25 protein-coding genes and 1 pseudogene are annotated in these 21081 nt (G+C 68.5%); 13 read left to right on the forward strand and 13 right to left on the reverse strand.

The features are described 5' to 3' along the window. The first annotated feature begins 172 nt into the window (after positions 1–172). From ctaC to MTO99_RS04490, 3 genes are read left to right on the forward strand one after another with little or no spacing between them, the layout of a single operon-like run. Positions 173–1075 (forward strand): aa3-type cytochrome oxidase subunit II, encoded by a 903-nt coding sequence (gene ctaC, locus MTO99_RS04480; RefSeq protein WP_243557337.1) that lies wholly within the window; start codon positions 173–175, stop codon positions 1073–1075. Continuing rightward, positions 1072–2808: an aa3-type cytochrome oxidase subunit I gene (ctaD, locus tag MTO99_RS04485; protein ID WP_243557340.1), complete on the forward strand. Its 1737-nt coding sequence runs from the start codon at positions 1072–1074 to the stop codon at positions 2806–2808. Before ctaC ends, ctaD begins: the two co-directional genes overlap by 4 nt. Next, the gene (locus tag MTO99_RS04490; protein WP_243557342.1) at positions 2809–3237 is read left to right on the forward strand and encodes a cytochrome c oxidase subunit 4; all 429 of its coding nucleotides are present in this window, start codon (positions 2809–2811) and stop codon (positions 3235–3237) included. It begins immediately after the preceding gene. Between the two features lie 93 nt (positions 3238–3330). Here the strand turns inward: MTO99_RS04490 and MTO99_RS04495 are convergent, their stop codons facing one another. The 6 genes and pseudogenes from MTO99_RS04495 to ctaE form a co-directional block, all read right to left on the reverse strand. After that, a complete protein-coding gene (locus MTO99_RS04495; RefSeq protein WP_354002526.1) occupies positions 3331–3924 on the reverse strand; it encodes a methyltransferase domain-containing protein in 594 nt (197 codons plus the stop codon). 163 nt (positions 3925–4087) lie between these two features. Continuing rightward, positions 4088–4171: pseudogene (locus MTO99_RS19125) on the reverse strand (hypothetical protein); the annotation flags it as partial. 32 nt (positions 4172–4203) lie between these two features. Continuing rightward, positions 4204–5829 carry a cytochrome bc1 complex cytochrome b subunit gene (gene qcrB / locus MTO99_RS04500; protein ID WP_243557346.1) on the reverse strand — a complete coding sequence of 542 codons (1626 nt, stop codon included), beginning with the start codon at positions 5827–5829 and terminating at the stop codon, positions 4204–4206. Further along, on the reverse strand, positions 5826–6899 hold the full coding sequence (qcrA, locus tag MTO99_RS04505) for a cytochrome bc1 complex Rieske iron-sulfur subunit (RefSeq protein ID WP_243557348.1): 1074 nt from the start codon (positions 6897–6899) through the stop codon (positions 5826–5828). The genes qcrB and qcrA overlap by 4 nt, the downstream gene beginning before the upstream one ends. Positions 6900–6934: 35 nt before the next feature. Beyond that, positions 6935–7726: a cytochrome bc1 complex diheme cytochrome c subunit gene (gene qcrC / locus MTO99_RS04510; protein ID WP_243557350.1), complete on the reverse strand. Its 792-nt coding sequence runs from the start codon at positions 7724–7726 to the stop codon at positions 6935–6937. Between the two features lie 49 nt (positions 7727–7775). Next, on the reverse strand, positions 7776–8405 hold the full coding sequence (gene ctaE / locus MTO99_RS04515) for an aa3-type cytochrome oxidase subunit III (protein WP_435520795.1): 630 nt from the start codon (positions 8403–8405) through the stop codon (positions 7776–7778). Between the two features lie 139 nt (positions 8406–8544). On the opposite strand from ctaE, the gene trpD reads away from it, so the two are divergent. Next, positions 8545–9597 carry an anthranilate phosphoribosyltransferase gene (gene trpD, locus MTO99_RS04520; RefSeq protein WP_243558948.1) on the forward strand — a complete coding sequence of 351 codons (1053 nt, stop codon included), beginning with the start codon at positions 8545–8547 and terminating at the stop codon, positions 9595–9597. Between the two features lie 103 nt (positions 9598–9700). Here the strand turns inward: trpD and glpK are convergent, their stop codons facing one another. Then, entirely contained in the window at positions 9701–11215 is a 1515-nt protein-coding gene (gene glpK / locus MTO99_RS04525) for a glycerol kinase GlpK (protein ID WP_243557352.1), read from the reverse strand. A gap of 115 nt (positions 11216–11330) precedes the next feature. Then, on the reverse strand, positions 11331–12092 hold the full coding sequence (locus tag MTO99_RS04530; RefSeq protein ID WP_243557354.1) for an MIP/aquaporin family protein: 762 nt from the start codon (positions 12090–12092) through the stop codon (positions 11331–11333). Positions 12093–12297: 205 nt separating this feature from the next. On the opposite strand from MTO99_RS04530, the gene dhaK reads away from it, so the two are divergent. From dhaK to dhaM, 3 genes are read left to right on the forward strand one after another with little or no spacing between them, the layout of a single operon-like run. Then, positions 12298–13299: a dihydroxyacetone kinase subunit DhaK gene (gene dhaK / locus MTO99_RS04535; protein WP_243557356.1), complete on the forward strand. Its 1002-nt coding sequence runs from the start codon at positions 12298–12300 to the stop codon at positions 13297–13299. Between the two features lies 1 nt (position 13300). Then, on the forward strand, positions 13301–13939 hold the full coding sequence (gene dhaL / locus MTO99_RS04540) for a dihydroxyacetone kinase subunit DhaL (RefSeq protein WP_243557358.1): 639 nt from the start codon (positions 13301–13303) through the stop codon (positions 13937–13939). A 1-nt stretch (position 13940) separates the two neighbouring features. Next, complete coding sequence (gene dhaM, locus MTO99_RS04545; protein WP_243557360.1) at positions 13941–14669, forward strand: dihydroxyacetone kinase phosphoryl donor subunit DhaM; 729 nt, start codon at positions 13941–13943, stop codon at positions 14667–14669. Between the two features lie 49 nt (positions 14670–14718). Here dhaM and MTO99_RS04550 read toward each other — a convergent pair whose 3' ends face one another. After that, complete coding sequence (locus MTO99_RS04550) at positions 14719–15483, reverse strand: SDR family NAD(P)-dependent oxidoreductase (protein WP_243557361.1); 765 nt, start codon at positions 15481–15483, stop codon at positions 14719–14721. Between the two features lie 59 nt (positions 15484–15542). Between MTO99_RS04550 and MTO99_RS04555 the strand changes: the two genes are divergently transcribed. Further along, positions 15543–15881 carry a hypothetical protein gene (locus MTO99_RS04555; protein WP_243557362.1) on the forward strand — a complete coding sequence of 113 codons (339 nt, stop codon included), beginning with the start codon at positions 15543–15545 and terminating at the stop codon, positions 15879–15881. A gap of 19 nt (positions 15882–15900) precedes the next feature. Beyond that, on the forward strand, positions 15901–16119 hold the full coding sequence (locus MTO99_RS04560) for an SCO4848 family membrane protein (RefSeq protein WP_243557363.1): 219 nt from the start codon (positions 15901–15903) through the stop codon (positions 16117–16119). A gap of 94 nt (positions 16120–16213) precedes the next feature. Here the strand turns inward: MTO99_RS04560 and MTO99_RS04565 are convergent, their stop codons facing one another. Continuing rightward, positions 16214–16804, reverse strand: coding sequence for a GIY-YIG nuclease family protein (locus MTO99_RS04565; protein ID WP_243557364.1), 591 nt, complete (start codon positions 16802–16804; stop codon positions 16214–16216). A 142-nt stretch (positions 16805–16946) separates the two neighbouring features. Further along, complete coding sequence (locus MTO99_RS04570; RefSeq protein WP_243557365.1) at positions 16947–17816, reverse strand: HAD family hydrolase; 870 nt, start codon at positions 17814–17816, stop codon at positions 16947–16949. Positions 17817–18102: 286 nt separating this feature from the next. On the opposite strand from MTO99_RS04570, the gene MTO99_RS04575 reads away from it, so the two are divergent. From MTO99_RS04575 to MTO99_RS04590, 4 genes are all read left to right on the forward strand, one after another. Further along, complete coding sequence (locus MTO99_RS04575) at positions 18103–18726, forward strand: dihydrofolate reductase family protein (RefSeq protein ID WP_243557367.1); 624 nt, start codon at positions 18103–18105, stop codon at positions 18724–18726. 281 nt (positions 18727–19007) lie between these two features. Beyond that, complete coding sequence (locus MTO99_RS04580) at positions 19008–19469, forward strand: SRPBCC family protein (RefSeq protein ID WP_243557369.1); 462 nt, start codon at positions 19008–19010, stop codon at positions 19467–19469. Further along, complete coding sequence (locus tag MTO99_RS04585) at positions 19466–19873, forward strand: ArsR/SmtB family transcription factor (protein WP_243557371.1); 408 nt, start codon at positions 19466–19468, stop codon at positions 19871–19873. The genes MTO99_RS04580 and MTO99_RS04585 overlap by 4 nt, the downstream gene beginning before the upstream one ends. After that, entirely contained in the window at positions 19866–20309 is a 444-nt protein-coding gene (locus tag MTO99_RS04590; protein WP_243557373.1) for an SRPBCC family protein, read from the forward strand. Before MTO99_RS04585 ends, MTO99_RS04590 begins: the two co-directional genes overlap by 8 nt. 28 nt (positions 20310–20337) lie before the next feature. On the opposite strand, the gene MTO99_RS04595 is transcribed toward MTO99_RS04590, so the two are convergent. Together MTO99_RS04595 and MTO99_RS04600 are read right to left on the reverse strand one after the other, a co-directional pair. After that, a complete protein-coding gene (locus tag MTO99_RS04595; protein WP_243557375.1) occupies positions 20338–20523 on the reverse strand; it encodes a hypothetical protein in 186 nt (61 codons plus the stop codon). 87 nt (positions 20524–20610) lie between these two features. After that, positions 20611–21039: a cupin domain-containing protein gene (locus tag MTO99_RS04600; protein WP_243557376.1), complete on the reverse strand. Its 429-nt coding sequence runs from the start codon at positions 21037–21039 to the stop codon at positions 20611–20613. Positions 21040–21081 lie beyond the last annotated feature (42 nt).

The raw sequence follows: 21081 nt of genomic DNA on the forward strand, positions 1-21081 counted from the left end.
TGCGGCTCCCCTTCTGCGTTTCGGGCGATTCGGCAGGTCTGACCGCAAATCGCGCGCGGATGCTGCGCCGAAACCGCGCCGTGGTGCACATCCGCCCCGTCGAGTCGGAGTAGGCTAGGCACGATCACGCACTTCGCTGAGAAGTGTCTTCGAGTCTCCCGAAAGGTCACCGGTGCGCCACAATCGCCGACTCCGATGGGCTGCTGTTCCGATCGCAGCGACACTCAGCCTGTTCCTCGCAGGGTGCACGCAGGCTCAGCTGCACGGCTTCCTCCCCGGCTTCCAGGAGGGCGAACCGCCCGTCACGAACCACACCGAGCGGATCGCCGGTCTCTGGGTCACGTCGTGGATCGTGCTGCTCGTCGTCGGCGTCATCACCTGGGGTCTGACGATCTGGGCCGTCATCGCCTACCGCCGTCGTCGCGGGCAGACCGGCCTGCCGGTGCAGCTGCGCTACAACATGCCGATCGAGGTCTTCTACACGATCGTGCCGCTCATCCTCGTGATCGGCTTCTTCGCCTTCACCGCGCGCGACCAGGCGGCGATCGAGGAGCGCTTCGCCGACGACGACATCGACGTCAAGGTCGAGGTCATCGCCAAGCAGTGGGCATGGGACTTCAACTACGTCAACGAAGACGTGTACTCGCCGGGCATCCAGGCTCAGCTCGACCCCGACGCCGGCGACGGCTCGGTGATCGAGTCCGAGCTCCCGACGCTGGTGCTCCCGGTCGACTCGAACATCGAGATCGCCCTCGAATCGCGCGATGTCATCCACTCGTTCTGGGTCGTCGACTTCCTCTACAAGAAGGACATGTTCCCGGGCAAGACCAACTACATGTCGATCACGACCGAGCGCGAGGGCACCTACGTCGGCAAGTGCGCCGAGCTGTGCGGCGAATACCACTCGCTCATGCTGTTCAACGTCGAGGTCGTCTCTCAGGCCGAGTACGAGGACTACATCCAGTCGCTCGAGGACGCCGGCCAGACCGGTCAGCTGTCCACCGAGTACGACCGCAACCAGAACCTGCCCGGTACGGGCGCGCCCGAGTCGAATGAGGAGCACGACGCCGAATGAGCACCACGACCGCACCGGCTCGGCCGCAGTCGAGCAGCCTGCCGTTCGGCGCCTCGAAGGTCGAACGCAAGGGCAACGTCCTCGTGCGGTGGATCACCTCCACCGACCACAAGGTCATCGGGTACCTCTACCTGATCACCTCGTTCATCTACTTCTGCATCGGCGGCGTGATGGCCCTCATCATCCGCGCGCAGCTCTTCGAGCCGGGTCTCGAGCTGGTGCCCACGCGTGAGCAGTACAACCAGCTGTTCACGATGCACGGCACGATCATGCTGCTGATGTTCGCGACACCGCTGTTCGCCGGCTTCGCGAACGTGCTGATGCCGCTGCAGATCGGCGCGCCCGACGTGGCGTTCCCCCGTCTGAACGCGTTCGCGTACTGGCTGTTCAACTTCGGTTCGCTGATGGCGGTCGCCGGGTTCTTCACGCCGCAGGGCGCGGCCTCGTTCGGCTGGTTCGCGTACCAACCACTCGCGTCCACGACGTTCTCGCCGGGTATCGGCGGCAACCTCTGGATGCTGGGCCTCGGCATGTCCGGTTTCGGCACCATCCTCGGTGCGGTGAACTTCATCACCACCATCGTCACCATGCGCGCGCCCGGCATGACCATGTTCCGCATGCCGATCTTCACCTGGAACACCCTGGTGACGTCGATCCTCGTCCTGATGGCGTTCCCGGTGCTGGCCGCCGCGATCCTCGCCGCCGGTGCCGACCGCATCTTCGGTGCGCACATCTACGATCCCGAGAACGGCGGGGTGATGCTCTGGCAGCACCTCTTCTGGTTCTTCGGGCATCCAGAGGTCTACATCATCGCGCTGCCGTTCTTCGGCATCGTCTCCGAGATCTTCCCCGTCTTCAGCAGGAAGCCGATCTTCGGGTACAAGACTCTGATCTACGCCACGATCGCGATCGCCGCCCTCTCCGTCACCGTGTGGGCGCACCACATGTACGTCACCGGGTCCGTCCTGCTGCCGTTCTTCTCGCTCATGACGATGCTCATCGCCGTCCCAACCGGTGTGAAGATCTTCAACTGGATCGGCACCATGTGGCGAGGCTCGATCACGTTCGAGACGCCGCTGCTCTGGTCGCTCGGCTTCCTCATCACGTTCGTGTTCGGCGGGCTGACCGGCGTCATCCTGGCGTCGCCGCCGCTCGACTTCCACGTGTCCGACACCTACTTCGTCGTCGCCCACTTCCACTACGTGGTCTTCGGTACCGTCGTGTTCGCGATGTTCGCCGGCTTCTACTTCTGGTGGCCGAAGTGGACCGGCAAGATGCTGAACGAGACGCTCGGCAAGTGGCACTTCTGGCTGCTGTTCATCGGGTTCCATACGACGTTCCTGGTCCAGCACTGGCTCGGCGTCGTCGTCATGCCGCGCCGGTACTACTCGTACCTGCCCGAAGACAACATCACGTGGATGAACCAGCTGTCCACGATCGGCGCCTTCATCCTCGCGGTCTCGCTGATCCCGTTCTTCCTGAACGTCTACATCACGGCCCGACGCGCTCCGAAGGTCACCGTGAACGACCCGTGGGGCTACAGCCGCTCGCTCGAGTGGGCGACGAGCTGCCCGCCGCCGCGGCACAACTTCACCTCGATCCCGCGCATCCGCTCGGAGGCGCCGGCGTTCGACCTCAACCACCCCGAGGCGGGCATCCCGGTCGGCATCGGCCCGGCGAAGGACGCCCCCGAGGCACCGGTGTACGACGTGGAAACGAAGGAAGTCAAGTAAATGCGCGCCAACGTCGTCGTCTTCTGGATTCTCGCCGTCTTCTTCGCGATCGTCGCGGCCGTCTACGGTGTCTGGACCGCCTTCGGCGGCGTCGAGCAGCACGACGGCCCCGAGTGGGCCGGTCTGGTCGCGTTGTCGCTGGCGGGCGTGCTGAGCGCGTTCATCGCCTTCTATCTCGGGCGGGTGCACAGCGCCCAGGGCGGCGCACTGCCCGAGGATCGCCTCGACGCCAACATCGACGACGGCGACCCCGAGCTGGGCTTCTTCAGCCCGTGGAGCTGGTGGCCCGTCGTCCTCGCGGGTGCGGCGGCACTCGGGTTCCTCGGGCTCGCGATCGGGTTCTGGCTCGCGTTCATCGCCGTCCCGCTCGTCCTCATCGCGCTGGTCGGCTGGGTCTACGAGTACTATCGCGGCAACTTCGCTCGCTGAGCGAATCAGCACACGACGATGGCCCCGGCGGAAATCCGCCGGGGCCATCGTCGTGGCGGACCGGTGCATCCAGCCACCCCCACCCGGTGTGTGTCACCGTCGATGCTGCGTGAACGCGAGCACTTCGACGGAAGCGGTGACCGTGCGTGCCTCGACCGGTTCACCCTCGGCGCGGTGATGCGCTGACGGCCCCATCGCCACGAGCTGCGCCAGCTGGTCCTCGGCCGCCGAGAAGGAGTGATCGACCGGGCGTCGCCCCGCGAGCGACAGCCCGGCGGCGGTGAACTGCTCGATCACCCGCTCGTCTTTGCCGTCGGGAATCTCGAGGAGCGAGCCCGCGGCCCGCAGCTCGGCGAGGTGGCGCGAGGTCGGGACGACCACGATGACCGCGCCGGCGGGGGAGAGGATCCGTGCGTACTCGGGTGGGTTGCGCGGCGCGAACACGTCGAGGATGAGGTCGGCCGCACCGTCGACGATCGGCAGCGGGCGCCAGAGGTCGAGGACGACTCCGGTCGCCTCACGGCCGGTGACCTCGCGATGGTGGCGGCGGCTCCACCTGACCGCGTCGGGCGAGCGGTCGGCGACCAGCACGCGTTCGGCCCCCAGGTCGCGCGACACGACTGCGGAGTAGAACCCGGTACCGGAGCCGAGGTCGGCGATCGAGGGAGGGCGCGCTGACGGTCGCAGCGGCCGCGTCGCTCACCGCCAGTGCGATCGGGTCGTAGACCCCGGAGGCGAGCAGACTCGCGCGCGCCTCGAGCATCTGCCGGTCGTCGCCGATCGTCTTCGGCGCGCGCGGCGGGAGGAGCGTGACGTATCCGTGCTTCGAACGGTCGAACCGGTGCCCGGTCGCGCATCCGTACACGCCGTCCACGATCGACTGGAGCGGCAGGAAACAGTTCGGGCACCGGAACCAGGTCGTGTCGACCGTCATCGTTCCGGTGCCCGAACTCGTCGGCTGCGTGCTCAGTGCGCGGAGTCCGTGTGCTCCGCGTGGTGGTGGGCCGCTTCGAGCTCGCCCTTCGAGACGGGCGCGATGCGGTCTTCGAAGAACCAGCGGGAGAGCGCGGCTCGGACGTGCTGGCCCGCGGTGATCTTGCCACGTGCGTTCGGGCGGATCATGAGGGGCGAGTAGCTCTCGTAGCTCACCAGACGCCAGCGCTCGTACTCGTCGAGCGGCTGGTGCACCTCGATGAACTCGCCACCCGGCAGCTTCACGATGCGGCCGGACTCGTACCCGTGCAGCACGATCTCACGATCCTTCTTCTGAAGGGCGATGCAGACGCGCTTCGTGACGAAGTAGGCGATGAACGGACCGATGATGACCACAGCCTGCAGGGCGTGGATCACACCCTCCATGGTGAGCGAGAAGTGCGTCGCGAGGATGTCGGAGCTCGCCGCGGCCCAGAGGCCGGCGTAGAACGTGACACCCGCGGCGCCGATCGCCGTACGGGTCGGCGCGTTGCGCGGACGGTCGGCGATGTGGTGCTCGCGCTTGTCGCCGGTGACCCACGCCTCGATGAAGGGGTAGGCGACGACGAGCACGAGGAAGATGCCGATCGCGATGAGCGGGACGAGGATGTTGAACGACCAGGTGCGGTCGAGCCAGACGAACTCCCAGCCCGGCGGGATGAGACGCAGCGCACCGTCGGCGAACCCGATGTACCAGTCGGGCTGGGTGCCCGCCGAAACCGGAGACGGGTCGTACGGGCCGTAGTTCCAGATCGGGTTGATGGTGAACATCGAGGCGATGAGCGCGAGCACACCGAAGACGATGAAGAAGAACCCGCCGGCCTTCGCCGCGTAGATCGGGAGGATGGGCGGACCGACGGCGTTCTGCTGGGTCTTGCCGGGGCCGGCGTACTGGGTGTGCTTGTGCACGACCACGAGGACGAGGTGGATCGCGATGAGCGCGACGACCAGCGCCGGCAGCAGCAGGATGTGCAGCGTGTAGAGGCGCCCCACGATGTCGGTGCCGGGGAACTCGCCGCCGAAGATCAGGAACGACAGCCAGGTGCCGACGAGCGGGATGCCCTTGACCATGCCGTTGATGATCGCGAGGCCGTTGCCCGACAGCAGGTCGTCGGGGAGCGAGTACCCGGTGAAGCCCTCGGCCATCGCGAGGATGAACAGCGTGAACCCGATGATCCAGTTGAACTCACGCGGCTTGCGGAACGCACCCGTGAAGAAGATGCGCAGCATGTGCAGGCCGATCGCGGCCACGAAGAGCAGCGCTGCCCAGTGATGCATCTGCCGCACGAACAGGCCGCCGCGGATGTCGAAGGAGATGTCGAGCGTCGACGCCATCGCGACGGACATCTCGACGCCCTTCAGCGGCACGAACGAACCGGCGTAGTGCACCTCGGCCATCGAGGCCTGGAAGAAGAACGTCAGGAACGTGCCCGAGATGAGGACGACGACGAACGCGAAGAGCGCGACCTCGCCGAGCAGGAAGGACCAGTGATCGGGGAACGCCTTGCGCCCCAGCTCTTTGACGAACCCCGCGAGGCTCGTCCGTTCGTTCACGTAGACGGACGCCGCCGCGGTGAACGACCGCTTCTGCGGAGCGTTGGTGGAGGTTGCGGTGCTCAATGGCGCTCCCAGAAGCTCGGGCCGACGGGTTCGGTGAAGTCGCTCTGAGCGACGAGGTAGCCCTCGTCGTCGACGGTGATGGGCAGCTGGGGCAGCGGGCGGGCAGCCGGCCCGAAGATGACCTCGCAGTGGTTCGTGACGTCGAACTGCGACTGGTGGCACGGGCACAGCAGGTGGTGCGTGTGCTGCTCGTACAGCGCGACCGGGCATCCGACGTGGGTGCAGATCTTGGAGTACGCGACGATGCCGTCGTACGACCAGGACTCCCGCTCGGGCAGCTCGTTGAGCTCCTCGGGGTTCAGGCGCATGAGCAGCACCGCTGCCTTGGCCTTCGCTTCGAGTCGGCCGTGCTCCAAGTCCTGGAGGCCCTCGGGAATGACGTGGAACGCGCTGCCGATGGTGACGTCCGAGGCCTTGATCGGCACGCCCGACGGGTCGAGGGCGAGTCGCGTGCCCTTCTCCCACATGGTGTGGCTGAGGTTCTCGATGGGGTTCTCGTCCTGGGGGGCGAGCCCGCGGAACAGCACGACGGCGGGCAGCGGGAACGCCACGAGCGCGCCGATGAGGCTGTTGCGGATGACGGCCCGGCGAGTGAAGCCCGACTCGCGGTCGGCGTCGGCGAACACCTTCGCCGCGGCCGCCTGGGTGTCGGGGGAGCCGCCGATCGGGTGGCGCTCGTCGACGAGCTCGACGTCGGTCATGATCGACTTCGCCCAGTGCACGGCGCCGAACCCGATGCCGAGCAGGGCGAGGGCCGCGCCGAGGCCGATGAACATGTTGTTCAGCCGGACGTCGCCGACGTTGTTCGACTCGATCGGGAAGAGCATGTACGCGGCGATCGCCCACACGCTGCCCAGGATCGAGAGGTAGAAGAGCGTGTAGATGGTGCGCTGGGCACGCTTCTCGCGCTTGGGGTCTTCGTCGGTGACGCGCGGGCGGTGCGGCGGGAAGCCGGGGTTCTCGAACGCGTCGGCGACGATGACGGCTGTGCCAGGTGACGCGGCCGGCTGCTCGGCATGCGACGAGTCGGCAGCGACGATCTCCGTGCTGCTGTGTTCGTCCTGGGCCATGGTTCTCCTTCTCGAGCTAACTTCGTGCCGGTGCGCTAGTTGGACTTCGCCGTGATCCACACGGTGACCGCGACGATCGCGCCGAGACCGAAGATCCAGATGAACAGGCCCTCGGCCACCGGGCCGAGCGCGCCGAGTTCGAAGCCGCCGGGGGAGCGGTTGTCCTGCACGTACTTGAGGTACGTGATGATGTCGCGCTTGTCTTCGGGGGTGATGTTCAGGTCGTTGAACACGGGCATGTTCTGCGGCCCGGTGACCATCGCCTCGTAGATGTGGACGCCGCTCGTCTCGGTGAGCGCGGGCGCGAACTTGCCTTCGGTGAGCGCGCCGCCGGCGCCGGCGACGTTGTGGCACATCGCGCAGTTGATGCGGAACAGTTCGGCACCGTTGGCCGCGTCGCCGCCGCCGTTCACGAGGTGGTCGGCGGGGATGTCGGGTCCGGGGCCGAGCGAGGCGACGTAGTAGGCCAGCTGCTTGACCTGTTCATCGGTGAACTGCACGGGCTTGACCTGGGCCTGCGGACCCTGCATCTGCATCGGCATGCGGCCGGTGCCGACCTGGAAGTCGACCGCCGCGGCGCCGACGCCGATGAGGCTCGGCCCGGCATCGGTGCCGTCGGCGCCGAGTCCGTGGCAGGTGGCGCAGTTCGCCTGGAAGAGCTTCTTGCCCTCGTCGATGGTCGACTGCGAGGTCGGGTCGACCTCGGCCTGGGCGGTGCCGGTGCTGAACGCCGCGTAGGCGCCACCGGTGAAGACCAGTCCGAGTGCGAGGAGCGCGACGGTCGCGAGCGGGTGCCGGCGGCCGGTGCGTCGCTTCGATCGGTTCATGGGCTTCTTCCTGTTCACGGGCATGGGGTGCTGACGCTCCTGACGCGGACTATCTGAGGATGTAGATGACGAAGAACAGGCCGATCCACACGACGTCGACGAAGTGCCAGTAGTACGAGACGACGATGGCGCTGGTCGCTTCCTTGTGGCCGAAGTTCTTCACCGCGAACACGCGCCCGATGATGAGCAGGAAGGCGATGAGACCGCCCGTGACGTGCAGGCCGTGGAAGCCGGTCGTCAGATAGAAAGCCGAACCGTAGGAGTTCGAGTCGATCGCGATGCCCTCGGAGACGAGGGAGGCGTACTCCCAGATCTGACCGGCGACGAAGACCGCGCCCATGATGTACGTGAGGAAGAACCACTCGACCATGCCCCACTGCGTCGGCTTCCACCCGGTGGCGTACGGCTGCATCCGTTCGGCGGCGAACACGCCGAACTGGCAGGTGAAGCTCGACGCGACGAGGATGATCGTGTTCACGGTCGAGAACGGCAGGTTCAGTCGCTCGGTCTCGGCGGCCCACAGGTCGGGCGACATCGCCCGGAGGGTGAAGTAGATGGCGAACAGGCCGGCGAAGAACATGACCTCGCTGCCCAGCCAGACGATCGTTCCCACCGCGACGGTATTGGGGCGTTTGATCAGGGGCGCGCTCGCCTGATGCGTCAAAGAGGTGCTCGTCACCCTCCCATTATGGAGGAAACCGCGACTGAGTTTTCATCACACCTGCATGCTGTGTCGGAATGCCGCCTGCGACCGAGCCGGGATACACCTCCGGAACCGCCGTGAATCCGCCGAGAATCGCGCCGCTAGGATCGTCGCCATGACGTCCTCACGCTCCTGGCCCGCCATGCTCACCACGCTGCTCGACGGCGAAGACCTGAGTGTGTCGGACGCCTCGTGGTGCATGGAGCAGATCGTGACGGGCACGGCGACGTCCGCGCAGATCGCCGGGTTCCTCATCGCGCTGCGGCGCAAGGGCGAGACCGTCGACGAGATCGTCGGATTCCGGGACGCCATCCTCGAGCACGCGCAACCGCTGCCGGTCGATCCGATGGCGCTCGACATCGTGGGCACCGGCGGCGACCGATTCGGCACCGTGAACGTCTCGACGATGGCGTCCGTGATCGCGGCGGCCTCCGGCGTTCCGGTGGTCAAGCACGGCAACAAGGCGGCGAGTTCCGCGTCCGGCTCGTCGGACGTGCTCGCCGCGCTGGGCATCGACCTGACGCTCGAGCCCGAGCGGGTGGCCGAGGTGTTCGAGCGCACCGGCGTGACATTCGCCTTCGCGAGCGCATTCCACCCCGGTTTCCGGCACGCCGGTGCGGTGCGCTCGGACCTCGGCGTGCCGACCGTCTTCAACTTCCTGGGCCCCCTGTGCAATCCCGCCAGGCCCGAAGCGTCCGCCGTCGGCGTCGCCCACCTCGACCGGGTGCCGCTCATCGTCGGCGTGTTCCAGACCCGCGGCGCGACCGCGCTCGTCTTCCGCGGCGACGACGGGCTCGACGAGCTCACCACCACGGGGCACAGCCACCTGTGGGAGGTCTCGCGGGGCACGGTGAAGGAGCACGATCTCGACCCCCGCGATCTGGGCATCGCACGCGCCTCGATCGAGGATCTCAAGGGTGGCGACGCAGCGCACAACGCCGGCATCGTCCACGAGGTCCTCGGGGGCGCGCGCGGGCCCGTGCGCGACATCGTCGTGCTGAACGCGGCCGCCGGGCTCGTCTCGTACGAACTGGCGCGCGATCACGCACAGTTCGATCGCACCATCCTCGACCGCTTCCGCGACAAGATGGCGGTCGCCGAAGAGGCGATCGACAGCGGTGCCGCGGCACGCAAGCTCGAGGAGTGGGTGGCGGCCACGCGCGCCTGATCAGGTTCGCGCGCGGCGACCGCGCACAGACGGATGCCCCGGCCGACCCTTCGACGAACTCAGGGACCGGCACGGGGCATCCGTCCGCGTCAGCGCGACCGCGTCACTTGACGTCCTCGTCGACCCAGTCGAACGTCTTCTGGACGGCCTTCTTCCAGAGGCGAAGCTGGCGCTCCCGCTCTTCGGCGTCCATCTTCGGCTCCCAGCGCGAGTCCTCCTGCCAGTTGGCGCGGAGCTCGTCGAGGTCGGACCAGAACCCGACCGCGAGACCCGCCGCATACGCGGCGCCGAGCGCCGTCGTCTCGGCGACCACCGGCCGCACGACCGGGACGCCGAGGATGTCGGCCTGGAACTGCATGAGCGTGTTGTTCGCGATCATGCCGCCGTCGACCTTCAGCTCGGTGAGATCGACCCCCGAGTCGGCGTTCACCGCATCCAGCACCTCGCGGGTCTGGAACGCGGTCGCCTCGAGCGCGGAGCGGGCGATGTGGCCTTTGTTCACGTACCGGGTGAGCCCGACCAGCGCACCGCGGGCATCCGGCCGCCAGTACGGTGCGAACAGTCCCGAGAACGCCGGCACGAAATACGCGCCGCCGTTGTCGTCGACCGTCTTCGCGAGGTCCTCGACCTCGGGAGCGCTGGAGATCAGCCCGAGGTTGTCGCGCAGCCACTGGATGAGCGACCCCGTCACCGCGATCGAGCCCTCCAGCGCGTAGTGCGCCGGCTGATCGCCCAGCTTGTAGCCGAGTGTGGTGAGCAGCCCGTTCTTCGAGTGCACGATCTCGGTGTCGGTGTTGAAGATCAGGAAGTTGCCCGTGCCGTACGTGTTCTTCGACTCGCCGGCGTCGAACGCCGCCTGGCCGAAGGTGGCCGCCTGCTGGTCGCCGAGGATGCCGGCGACCGGCACCTCGCGCAGCAGGCTCGACGACTCGACCGTGCCGTACACCTCGGACGAGGACCTGATCTCGGGGAGCATCGAGCGCGGGACGTCGAAGGCCGCGAGGATCTCGTCGTCCCACTGCAGCGTCTCGAGGTCCATGAAGAGCGTGCGGCTCGCGTTCGTGACATCCGTCGCGTGGACGCCGCCGTCAGGCCCGCCCGTGAGGTTCCAGAGCACCCAGCAGTCGGTCGTGCCGAACAGCAGGTCGCCCGCCTCGGCCCGCTCGCGCGCGCCGTCGACGTTCTCGAGGATCCACACGATCTTCGTGCCCGAGAAGTAGGTCGCCAGCGGCAAGCCCACTTGCTGCTTGAACCGCTCGACGCCGCCGTCGGCCGCGAGGCGGTCGACGATGGGCTGGGTGCGGGTGTCCTGCCAGACGATCGCGTTGTAGACCGGCTCGCCCGTGTTCTTGTCCCAGACGACCGCGGTCTCGCGCTGGTTGGTGATGCCGACCGCTGCGATGTCGTGCCGGGTCAGGTCGGCCTTGCCGAGCGCCTGCCCGATCACCTCGCGGGTGTTGGTCCAGATCTCGGTCGGATCGTGCTCGACCCAGCCGGCCTTCGGGAAGATCTGCTCGTGCTCGAGCTGCCCGACCGAGACGATCGATCCCTTCTTGTCGAACACGATCGCGCGGGTGCTGGTGGTTCCCTGGTCGATGGCCAGGATGTAGTCGGCCATGCCGTCCTCTCATTTCTGTTGGTGCCGCCGACGAGTCCGACTCGCACGGCGACGATGCAGTGCGTTCCTCGGTGAGCAGGGGAGCGGGGCCGACCGGAGGCCGACCCCGCTCGCCTCAGGCGCCGAGCACCGGGAGCAGGCCGAGGGCCGCGACTCCGGCGAGGACTCCGCCGACGATCGGCCCGAAGACCGGCACCCACGAGTAGCCCCAGTCGCTGGACCCCTTGCCCTTGATCGGCAGGATGGCGTGCGCGATGCGGGGGCCGAGGTCACGTGCCGGGTTGATCGCGTAGCCGGTGGGACCACCGAGCGAGGTGCCGATCACGATCACCAGGAAGGCGACGGGGATGGCGCCGAGCTCTGCGGGCGTGCCGCCGTAGCTGAACCCGAGGATGACGAACACCAGCACGAACGTGCCGATGACCTCCGTCACGAAGTTCCACCCGTAGGAGCGGATCGCCGGGCCGGTCGAGAACACGCCGAGCTTGTTCGCGGGCTCGGGCTCCTCGTCGAAGTGCTGCTTGTAGGCCAGCCAGCAGAACACCGCACCGAGGATCGCACCGATCAGCTGCGCGCCGATGTAGGTCGCGACCGAAGCGGCGTCGATCGGGATGCCCGGGACGAACTCGCTCTTGCCCTCGGCGAGGTAGTTCGTCATCAGGCCGAGCGTGACCGCCGGATTGATGTGGGCGCCGGACGCGTAGGAGACGATCACACCGGCGAAGACCGCGAGGCCCCAGCCGATGTTCACCATCAGGAAGCCGCCGCCGTTGCCCTTCGTGCGGATCAGGGCGACGTTCGCGACGACGCCGGTGCCCAGCAGCACCAGCATGGCCGTTCCGACCAGCTCCGAGATGAATATGACACCGAGATTCACTGATGGCTCCCTTCATCATGCGGGCCCCATCGCCCGCCTGTGCACACCCTAGCCCCGCCACTCCCGGGCGGGGAACGGCCGCGCCGGAATTCGGTGCGTCGGCCTTCCCGGCCGTCGGCCTCGGGGCGTAGGTTGAGGGCAGGTGCTGCGTCGGAGCCGATGCAACGTCGCGCGGTGTCGCGCAGCCGAGGGGAAGGGATGTCCGTTGAAGAAGATCATCAACGACCCGAAGCAGGTGGTCGACGAGTCCGTCGCGGGATTCGCCGCGGCTCATTCGGACCTCGTCCGGGCGGAGTACGACCCGATCTACGTCGTGCGCGCCGATGCGCCCGTGCAGGGCAAGGTCGCGCTCGTGAGCGGCGGCGGCAGCGGACACGAGCCGCTGCACGCGGGGTACGTCGGCTACGGCATGCTCGACGCCGCGGTGCCCGGCGCGGTGTTCACGTCCCCGACGCCCGACCCGATCCTCGCCGCGACCAAGGCCGTCGACGGCGGCGCCGGCGTGCTGCACATCGTGAAGAACTACACCGGCGACGTGCTCAACTTCGAGACGGCTGCGGACCTGGCCGCCGCCGACGGCATCGAGGTGCGCGCGGTCATCACGAACGACGACGTCGCCGTCAAGGACTCTCTCTACACCGCCGGGCGTCGCGGCGTGGCGGGCACCGTGCTGGTCGAGAAGATCGCGGGGGCCGCGGCCCAGCGCGGGGACTCGCTCGACCAGGTCGCCGAGATCGCCGAACGGGTGAACGCGAACGCGCGATCCATGGGCATGGCGCTCACGCCGTGCATCGTGCCGCACGCCGGGGAGCCGAGCTTCACGCTCGCCGAAGACGAGTACGAGCTCGGCATCGGCATCCACGGTGAGCCGGGTCGCGAGCGGTTGAAGCTCGAACCCGCCGACGCGATCGTCGAACGGATGCTCGGCCCGATCCTCGAGGACCTGCCCTACTCGTCGGGCGACCGTGTGCTGCTGTTCGTGAACGGCATGGGCGGGACGCCCGAGATCGAACTGTTCATCGCGTACAAGCACGCCGCCGACGTGCTGACCGCGAAGGGCATCGAGATCAGCCGCTCGCTGGTCGGCAACTACATCACCTCGCTCGAGATGCAGGGCTTCTCGCTCACGCTGCTGAAGCTCGACGACGAGTTGCTCGAGCTGTGGGATGCCCCGGTGCAGACGCCGGCGCTGCGGTGGGGTCGCTGAGGTGGCGGGGCTCGGCAGAGACTGGGCGGTCGACTGGGTGCGGCGCAGCGCCGACGTCATCGGCGAGCACCGCATCGAGCTCATCACGCTCGACCGGGACATCGGCGACGGCGACCATGGCGAGAACATGGACCGCGGATTCCAGGCGGTGCTCGGCAAGCTGGACGGGCTCGCCGACGACGCGACACCGGGCGACGTGCTGAAGCTCGTCGCCACGACGCTGATCTCGACGGTAGGCGGGGCCGCGGGGCCGCTCTACGGAACGGCCTACCTGAAGGGGGCGGTTGCGGCCGGAACCGCCTCCGAGCTCGACGGCGCAGCGGTCGCGGCGGTGCTCGCAGCCGCCCGCGACGGCATCGTCTCGCGTGGCAAGGCCGAGCTGGAGGACAAGACCATGGTCGATGCGTGGACTCCGGCGGTCGACGCCGCGGATGCCGCGGCAGCAGCCGGGGCCGAGCCGGCGGCCGTGCTGCGCGCAGCCGCCGAAGCCGCGGCAGCCGGTGCGGTGGCGACCGAACCGCTCGTGGCCCGCAAGGGACGCGCCAGCTACCTCGGCGAGCGCTCGGCGGGTCACCGCGACCCCGGTGCGCAGTCCACGGCGCTGCTCCTCGACGCGGCCGCGGCCGCAGCGGGAGCCTGACGTGGCGGGTCAGCGCGTCGGCGTGGTGTTCGTCTCGCACTCGGATTCGATCGCGCGCGGACTGGTCGAACTCGCCGGGCAGATGGCGCCGACGGCGACGCTGGTCGCCGCGGGCGGCACCGACGACGGTCGGATCGGGACGAGCTTCGAGAAGGTCAGCGCAGGCATCGCCGAGGCCGACGCGGGTGCCGGGGTCGCCGTGCTCTGCGATCTGGGCTCGGCGATCCTCACCGCGGAGACCGCGCTCGACTTCCTCGACGACGAGCAGCGCGAGCGCGTGCGCATCGTGGACGCGCCGCTCGTCGAGGGCGGGGTCGCCGCGGCGGTCGCGGCCGAAGCCGGCGACGACCTCGACGCCGTCGTCGCGGCGGCCGAGTCCGCTCGCGGCGGCGAAGCGAGCCCCGCCGCGAGCGGGGCCCCGGCGCCCGCGCAGGGTTCGGATGCCGCGGACCGCGCCGGCTCCGAGGCATCCGCCGCCCTCAGCCGAACGGTGACCCTCGTGAACGCCGACGGCCTGCACGCCCGACCCGCCGCCGAACTGGTGAAGCTCGCCGCGACGTTCCCGCAGAAGGTGACCGTCAACGGGGTCGACGCGAAGAGCCTGCTGGCGATCATGGCGCTCGGGCTCACGAAGGGTGCCGAGCTCGTCATCGCGACCGAGGACCCGGGCGGCGACGAAGCCGTGCAGGCGATCGCTGCGTTGGCCGAGTCGGGGTTCGGCGAAGCCTGACGGGGTGGAACGGGGTCCGGTCGGAAGGGGGAACCGGCCGGACCTCTCGTCAGTTGCCGCCCGTGATGCGGATATCCGTCCCGGTGGTGTACGACGCGTCGCTCGAAAGCAGGTACGCGACGGCGCCCGCGATCTCGTGCGGGTACCCGGCCCGGCCCATCGGGATGCGGGCGGCGCGCTCGGTCGGCGCGTCGGGCCGACCCGCGGCGGCGTGGATCTCGGTGAACGTGGTACCCGGCGAGACCGTGTTGACGCGCACGCCGTCGGCCGCGAACTCCTTGGCCGCGCCGATCGTGAGTACGTTGAGCGCCGCCTTGCTCATCGCATACGGGATGTACGTGTGCGGCGAGCCGTTCGTCGCCGCCCCCGAGGAGATGTTGACGATCGCGCCGCCCGCGCCGCCGCGATCGGTCGACATGTGCGCGATCGCCGCGCGGGTGAGCACGATCGGTGCGAGCACGTTGATGCGGAACACGAGCTCGGTCTCCTCGATCGGCGCGTCGAGGAACGGGCCGATCTTGCCGGTGATGCCGGCGTTGTTCACGAGCCCCGTGACGGTTCCGAACGCGTCGACCGCGGCAGGGACCACCGCCGCCGTCGCGTCGAGATCGGCGAACTCGACCCGGTGCAGTTCGACCCTGGACCCGGCCTCGCGGCACCGCTCGGCGACCGCCTCGGCATCGCCCACGCGGTCGCGATAGGTGAGGAACAGGTCGTGCCCGTCGGCGGCGAGCCGGTCGGCGATCGCTGCGCCGATGCCCCGGCCCCCGCCCGTGATGATCGTCACCGGTCGATTCGAGGCATCCGTCGTCATGCTCGCCAGCCTAGGCGAACGGTGGCGATGCGACCCTCGGCGGGCGTACCATCGGCCCCATGGCCAGCGACGCAGCGGGCCGCCCAGAGGACGGCAACGCGTTCACGAGGTTCTTCGATCGAGTCGACCATGCGCTCGAGCCGATTTTCGGCGCCCCACCCATCACCGAGGGATCCGAGCCCATCGACCCGGCCGAGTTGGCGGCCCGGCCGTGCCCCGTGTGCGGCCATCCGATCTCGGAGCACACGTTCGCCGAGTCATCCGGCAATGTCCTGATGGAGTGCCCGACCGACGACCGGCTTCCCGAGCGAGCCGACGACGCACCGCTCAACGAGCTCGGCATGCCGTCGACGGGGGAGCGGCTCGAGAAGCAGCAGGCGCGACAGACCGGCGGTTGAACCTGCCTAGGCTGGAGAGGTGCTCACCCTCCTCGCCGTGCTGCTGCTCGTGAACGCTGCGTTCAACGCGATCGTCTGGCCGCGCTTCCTGAAGCGCATCGCCGACGACCCGCGCGCCCGCGACGCTGAGGGGCGACGGACCCGGTTCTACGTCGTGCACGCGGTGCTCATCGCGGCCGCGCTCGTGATCGCGGCGGTGTCGGCCGTTGCGGCGATCGTCGCGCTCGTCGTCGGGTAGCGGCGGATCGCGGCGCGCGGCGCATCGCGCGGGCTGGCTCGCGCGGCCGGCCGGCTCGGTCGGGTCTCGGCCGGTTCTCGGCCGGTCGGATGCCTCAGCCGGCACCGTGCAGCGCCGCTTCGCGACTGAGCCAGAACGCGTAGCGCTGCCAGGGGTCGTCGATGCCGTCGGCGATCGCCGCGACGTGCGCGCTGAGCGCGTCGTTGGCCTCGAACCACTCGGTGCCGGGGATGCGGTGCGCGGCGAACTGCTCATGCCGGCGGCGTTCGAGGAGCCGACCGCCGAGCTCGAACGCGAGCACTTCGTGATGCGGCAGCGCCGAGATGCGCTGACGCGGCCTCGACGAGGTGCCGATCTTCACCCGGTCGTCGTACCGCACGTAGTAGACGACCTCGACGCTCGGCAGGACGAGGTCGTCGTCGGGCACGTCGCCCACTCGCCACTCGCACGCGCCGCACAGCCATCCGCCGGGGTACCGCACACCGACGCGCGCACCGCAGAGCCGGCACGGGGAGGGCAGAAGGTCGGTGCTGCCCACCTCGCGAACCACCCAGTCGTGGGCGACCAGCAGGTGCCTCGTGCAGAGCGCGATGGGCGCCGCGTCGTCGGCGACGGGCGCGCCGCACGGGACGCCGTGCACCTGGAGATCGCACGTGCGCGCCGATGTCGGAGGAGGAGCGGACACGCGACCAGCGTACTCGAAACTGTGTTCGAATCATCGATCATGGACGCCTGGCAGGTGGAGCGACTGCGCACCGGCGGCGCCGGCAAGGCGGGAGCCGAGTCGCCGTCAGCGTGTCCGGTTCGCGGTCGGGGAGCTCACCCCGTCAGGCACGCAGCGGCGGGGAGTCCACGACGCGGTCGGCGAGCCAGAGGGCGACGGCATCGTCATCGTTGCTCCCGATCACCCCCGTCGCGAGTTCGCGCACCGCGGGAACCGCGTTGGAGACCGCGTAGGACTCGTCGGCGATCTCGAACATGGGCACGTCGTTGTGATTGTCGCCGAAGACCACGAGGCGGTCGGCGCCGAGCTGGACCATCAGCCGCTGGACGGCTCTGGCCTTCGTTCCCTCTGCGTGGTGGAACTCGAGCCAGTCCAGACCGGGAGTGCCGTCGTCGATGCTGAGGAAGTGCGCCGCGTCGGTGAGCGACGGCCGCAGGGCGTCGCGCAAGGCGGCGAGCCCCGGACTGGCTCCGATGATGCTGACGTAGAACACGGCAGTGCGGTCGAGCGGATCCTCCCGGGTGACGGGCCGCAATCGCGGGTCGCCGGTCCGGGCATCGAGGAACGAGCGTGCGCCCGCGGTCATCCGCTCGGGCCGCCAACGAATCCAGTCGCGCCCGTCCTCGTAGGTGAACAGGATCGGCTCGACCGACGCGTCGTGGTGCGCGCAGACGTGGAGCGCCGCTTCGACCGTGGCTGCGTCCAGCAGACGCAGGTCCCGATGCGCTCCGGTGCCGGGGTCGGCCGTCACCGTCCCGCCGTACGTGATGACCGGGAGCGTCAGATGAAGCCGCTCGGTGGACATCCTGGAACTCAGGAACGACCGCGCGGTCGCGTAGGTGAAGAGCGCTCCGGCATCGATCGCCGCATTCAGCGCGCGTGCCGATCCGGCGCTGACCGATCCGTCAGACCTCAGCAACGTCCCGTCGAGGTCCGATACGTAGAGCGTGCGCGATCCGGTCACCGAGGTCATGATCAGAAGCATCCCATCGGTGACGCACCGACGCCCCGATGCAGCGATGCGGGGGAGTGCGGTGGCGTCCGAGACGTTCGGTTCGTCACCTCGCCGCCGACGAACCCGGTCGTCGGCGGCTGCGGTCCTGGTCGACCCGGGAGATCGCTCACCTCGGCGTCGGGATCGAACCGGCGCGCGCTCGTCATGCGATTCCTCTGGCTTGTGTCGGATCTGGGCGATGCCGTTCGTTGAGTAGGTGAGTGGTGCCCAAAGCCGTGGGTGCCGAAGTCATGGAGAACAGCCAATGAAACTCACGACGATCACGCAACTCACGCTGGACGGAGTGACGCAAGGCAACGGCGGCCCAAGTGCCGAGGACCGCGAGGGAGGGTTCGAACGCGGTGGATGGGCGAGAGGCGCGGGTGACGACGCGACCCGGGATCACATCGCCGCGACGTTCCAGCGCGCCGACGCATTCCTCATCGGGCGCCGAACATACGACATCCTTCTCGATTTCTGGGGCACGATCGAGGATCTGAAGCGGCACCCGATCGGGGCGGCCCTGAATGCGAAGCCGAAGTACGTGGCATCCCGAACGCTGACGGTACCCGAGTGGGCGAACACAACCGTCCTCGGAGAGGACCTCTTCGCCGCCGTCACGGAACTGAAGGCGAGCGGCGACGGCGAACTCCAAGTGCACGGAAGCAGTCGCCTCATCCAGTGGCTCCTCGAGCAGGACCTCGTCGACGAAATGGAACTCATCGTCATCCCCGTGGTCCTCGGATCTGATCGACTCTCGTTCCGATTCGAAGGGCGTGATGATTCAGACGTATCGGCCCGCCGGTCAGCAAGACCGAGGGAGTGGGGTCGGTATCCGTTTCCTCGCCATCCGCAGGATCCGCGGATAGCGCAAAGTGATCCGACATAATGTGCATTATCGGCGCACTGACGACAAGTCGGATCCGCTGGCAGAAATCGCGTTCACCAGCCATTTCACGAAGCCTTTCCTGCCGCTTCGCGCGCGTACCGTACCCCGCGGCCGCCTCGCGGCCGGCGCACTCGCGTTCGATCGACCGGGCGCGAAGCTCGATCCGACGCCGCGATTCACCCGTTCGCCTCGACCACTGACTCCCGAACGCAACTATTGGTTGCGGATACCGAGACCGCTCGCTACTCTGACACGCAACCAATAGTTGCGAAAGGAACGACATGGAGTACGCGAGCATCGAACGGGAGTTGCATATCGACGCCACCCCCGAGATCGTCTTCGACGTCGTGAGCGATCCCGTCCACGTCCGCGAGTGGTGGCCCGACGAGGCCGAGTATCCTCCGGTGCCCGGTGAACGCGGGCGCATCGGGTTCCGCAATCCCGACGGCTCCCTCCTGTGGGTGCAGTTCAGCGTCGTCGAGGCCGAGCGTCCGCGGAGGTTCTCCTTCCGGTGGACGTACGACGAAGGCGAGAGCGCTCGACTCGGCAACTCGCTGCTGGTCGTGTTCGAGCTCGAACCCGATGCGACCGGCACCCGGCTTCGCATGACCGAGACGGGCTTCCGCGAGCGTGGATGGACCGAGGCGAAGGTCATCGAGGAGTACCGCTCGCACGTTGCCGGGTGGGACTTCTTCCTCGGCCGGCTCCCCGCGTACGCGGAGGGCGTTGGAGCGACCCGGTGACCACCGTGATCGACGACGACCTCTGGTCGGCGATCGGCGAGCCGACGAGGCGCCGCATGCTCGACCTGCTGCTCGCCGAGCAGGGAACCGCGACCACGCTGAGCGCCCGGCTTCCGGTCTCGCGACAGGCGATCGCGAAGCATCTCAGCGTGCTCGAGCGCGTCGGGCTCGTGACCGCCACCACCTCGGGTCGCGAGCGCCGGTACGACGTCGACGACGCACAACTCGCCCGGGCGAGCGCTCAGCTCGCACAGGTGGGAGCCGCATGGGATGCCCGTCTGCAGCGCATCCAGCGCATCGCAGAGCGCATCCAGCGCGAGCGCGACGCCGCTCCCCCGCACCCGGACGAGCGGGAGACCGACGAACACGAACAGGACGACAGCGAGGAGCAGAACGATGGTTGACATCCTGCATCGAGTAGGAATGAAGGATGCGACGCCCGAACGCGTCTACGACGCGATCGCGACGATCGACGGCCTGTCGGGCTGGTGGGCCGAGCGCACGTCGGGTGATCCGTCGATCGGCGGCGTCATCGAGTTCCGGTTCGGGCCGGGCGGCATCGACATGGAGGTCGTCGAGCTCGAACCGGGGCGTCGAGTGCTCTGGAAGGTGTCGGATGGTCCGCAGGAGTGGATCGGCACGACGGTCGAATGGGACATCCGCACCGAGGGCGACTTCGTGATCGTCCTCTTCCGACACGCGGGCTGGCGCGAGCCGGTGGAGTTCATGCACCACTGCAGCACGAAGTGGGCGATCTACCTGCTCAGCCTGAAGGAGCTCGTCGAGAACGGCGCGGGCCGGCCCGACCCGGTCGACATCTGGATCAGCGACTGGCACTGAACACCCCGACGTGCGCGTCGGATGCCGCTCAGAAGCCGCGGCCGACGTTGGCCGTGTGCGCTGCGGCGATCGCGTCACTGTGCTCGCGCGACCCGTACTCGGCGAAGTCATCGTCGCCGGGGCGGCGGCGACTGCGCCGTTCCCGCACCGCGACGACCGCGATCCCGGCGAGCACCAGGGCGAGCAGGCCACCGATCCAGGCGATCAGTTCCATCGCGTGCCTCCGGTCGTCGAGGTCAACGGTCGTGTCGCCAGGCTAGTGTCCACGGATTCACCGATCAACGGCTCGTCTTCGATCCCCTCACCACGGCATCGGCCGCCCGGGTCCGCGCTCCGAGTCATCCGGGAACTCGGGCAGTTCCGTACCGCCGGCGCGGATGCACACCCAGCGCAGCTCCCCCGGGCTCTCCGGCAGGCACCGCCAGGTGCGCCAGACGCCCTGACCGACGCGCACCACGCTGCCGGGCCCGACCTCGACGACCTCGTCGTCGAGGCCCATCTGCCCGCGGCCGCCGAGGAAGACGTACAGCTCCTCGATGCGCGCGTGCCGATGCCAGTATCCGGCCTGTTCACCGGGCTCGAGCGCGTTCGCGGTCATGCCGATGTACTGCATGGTCAGCTCGTGGTCGACGACGCGCCGCCCATCGCGTGAGCTGTCGGGTCGGAAGCCTCCGTAGTGCGCACGCCACTCGTCGAGCGCGCCGATCTCGAGCACCTGGTAGTCGGTCATCCTCGTAGCCTTGCGCGCCGCGCGCCGTCGGCGCAAACGGGC

The organism is Agromyces larvae, assembly GCF_022811705.1.
GTDB lineage: Bacteria > Actinomycetota > Actinomycetes > Actinomycetales > Microbacteriaceae > Agromyces > Agromyces larvae.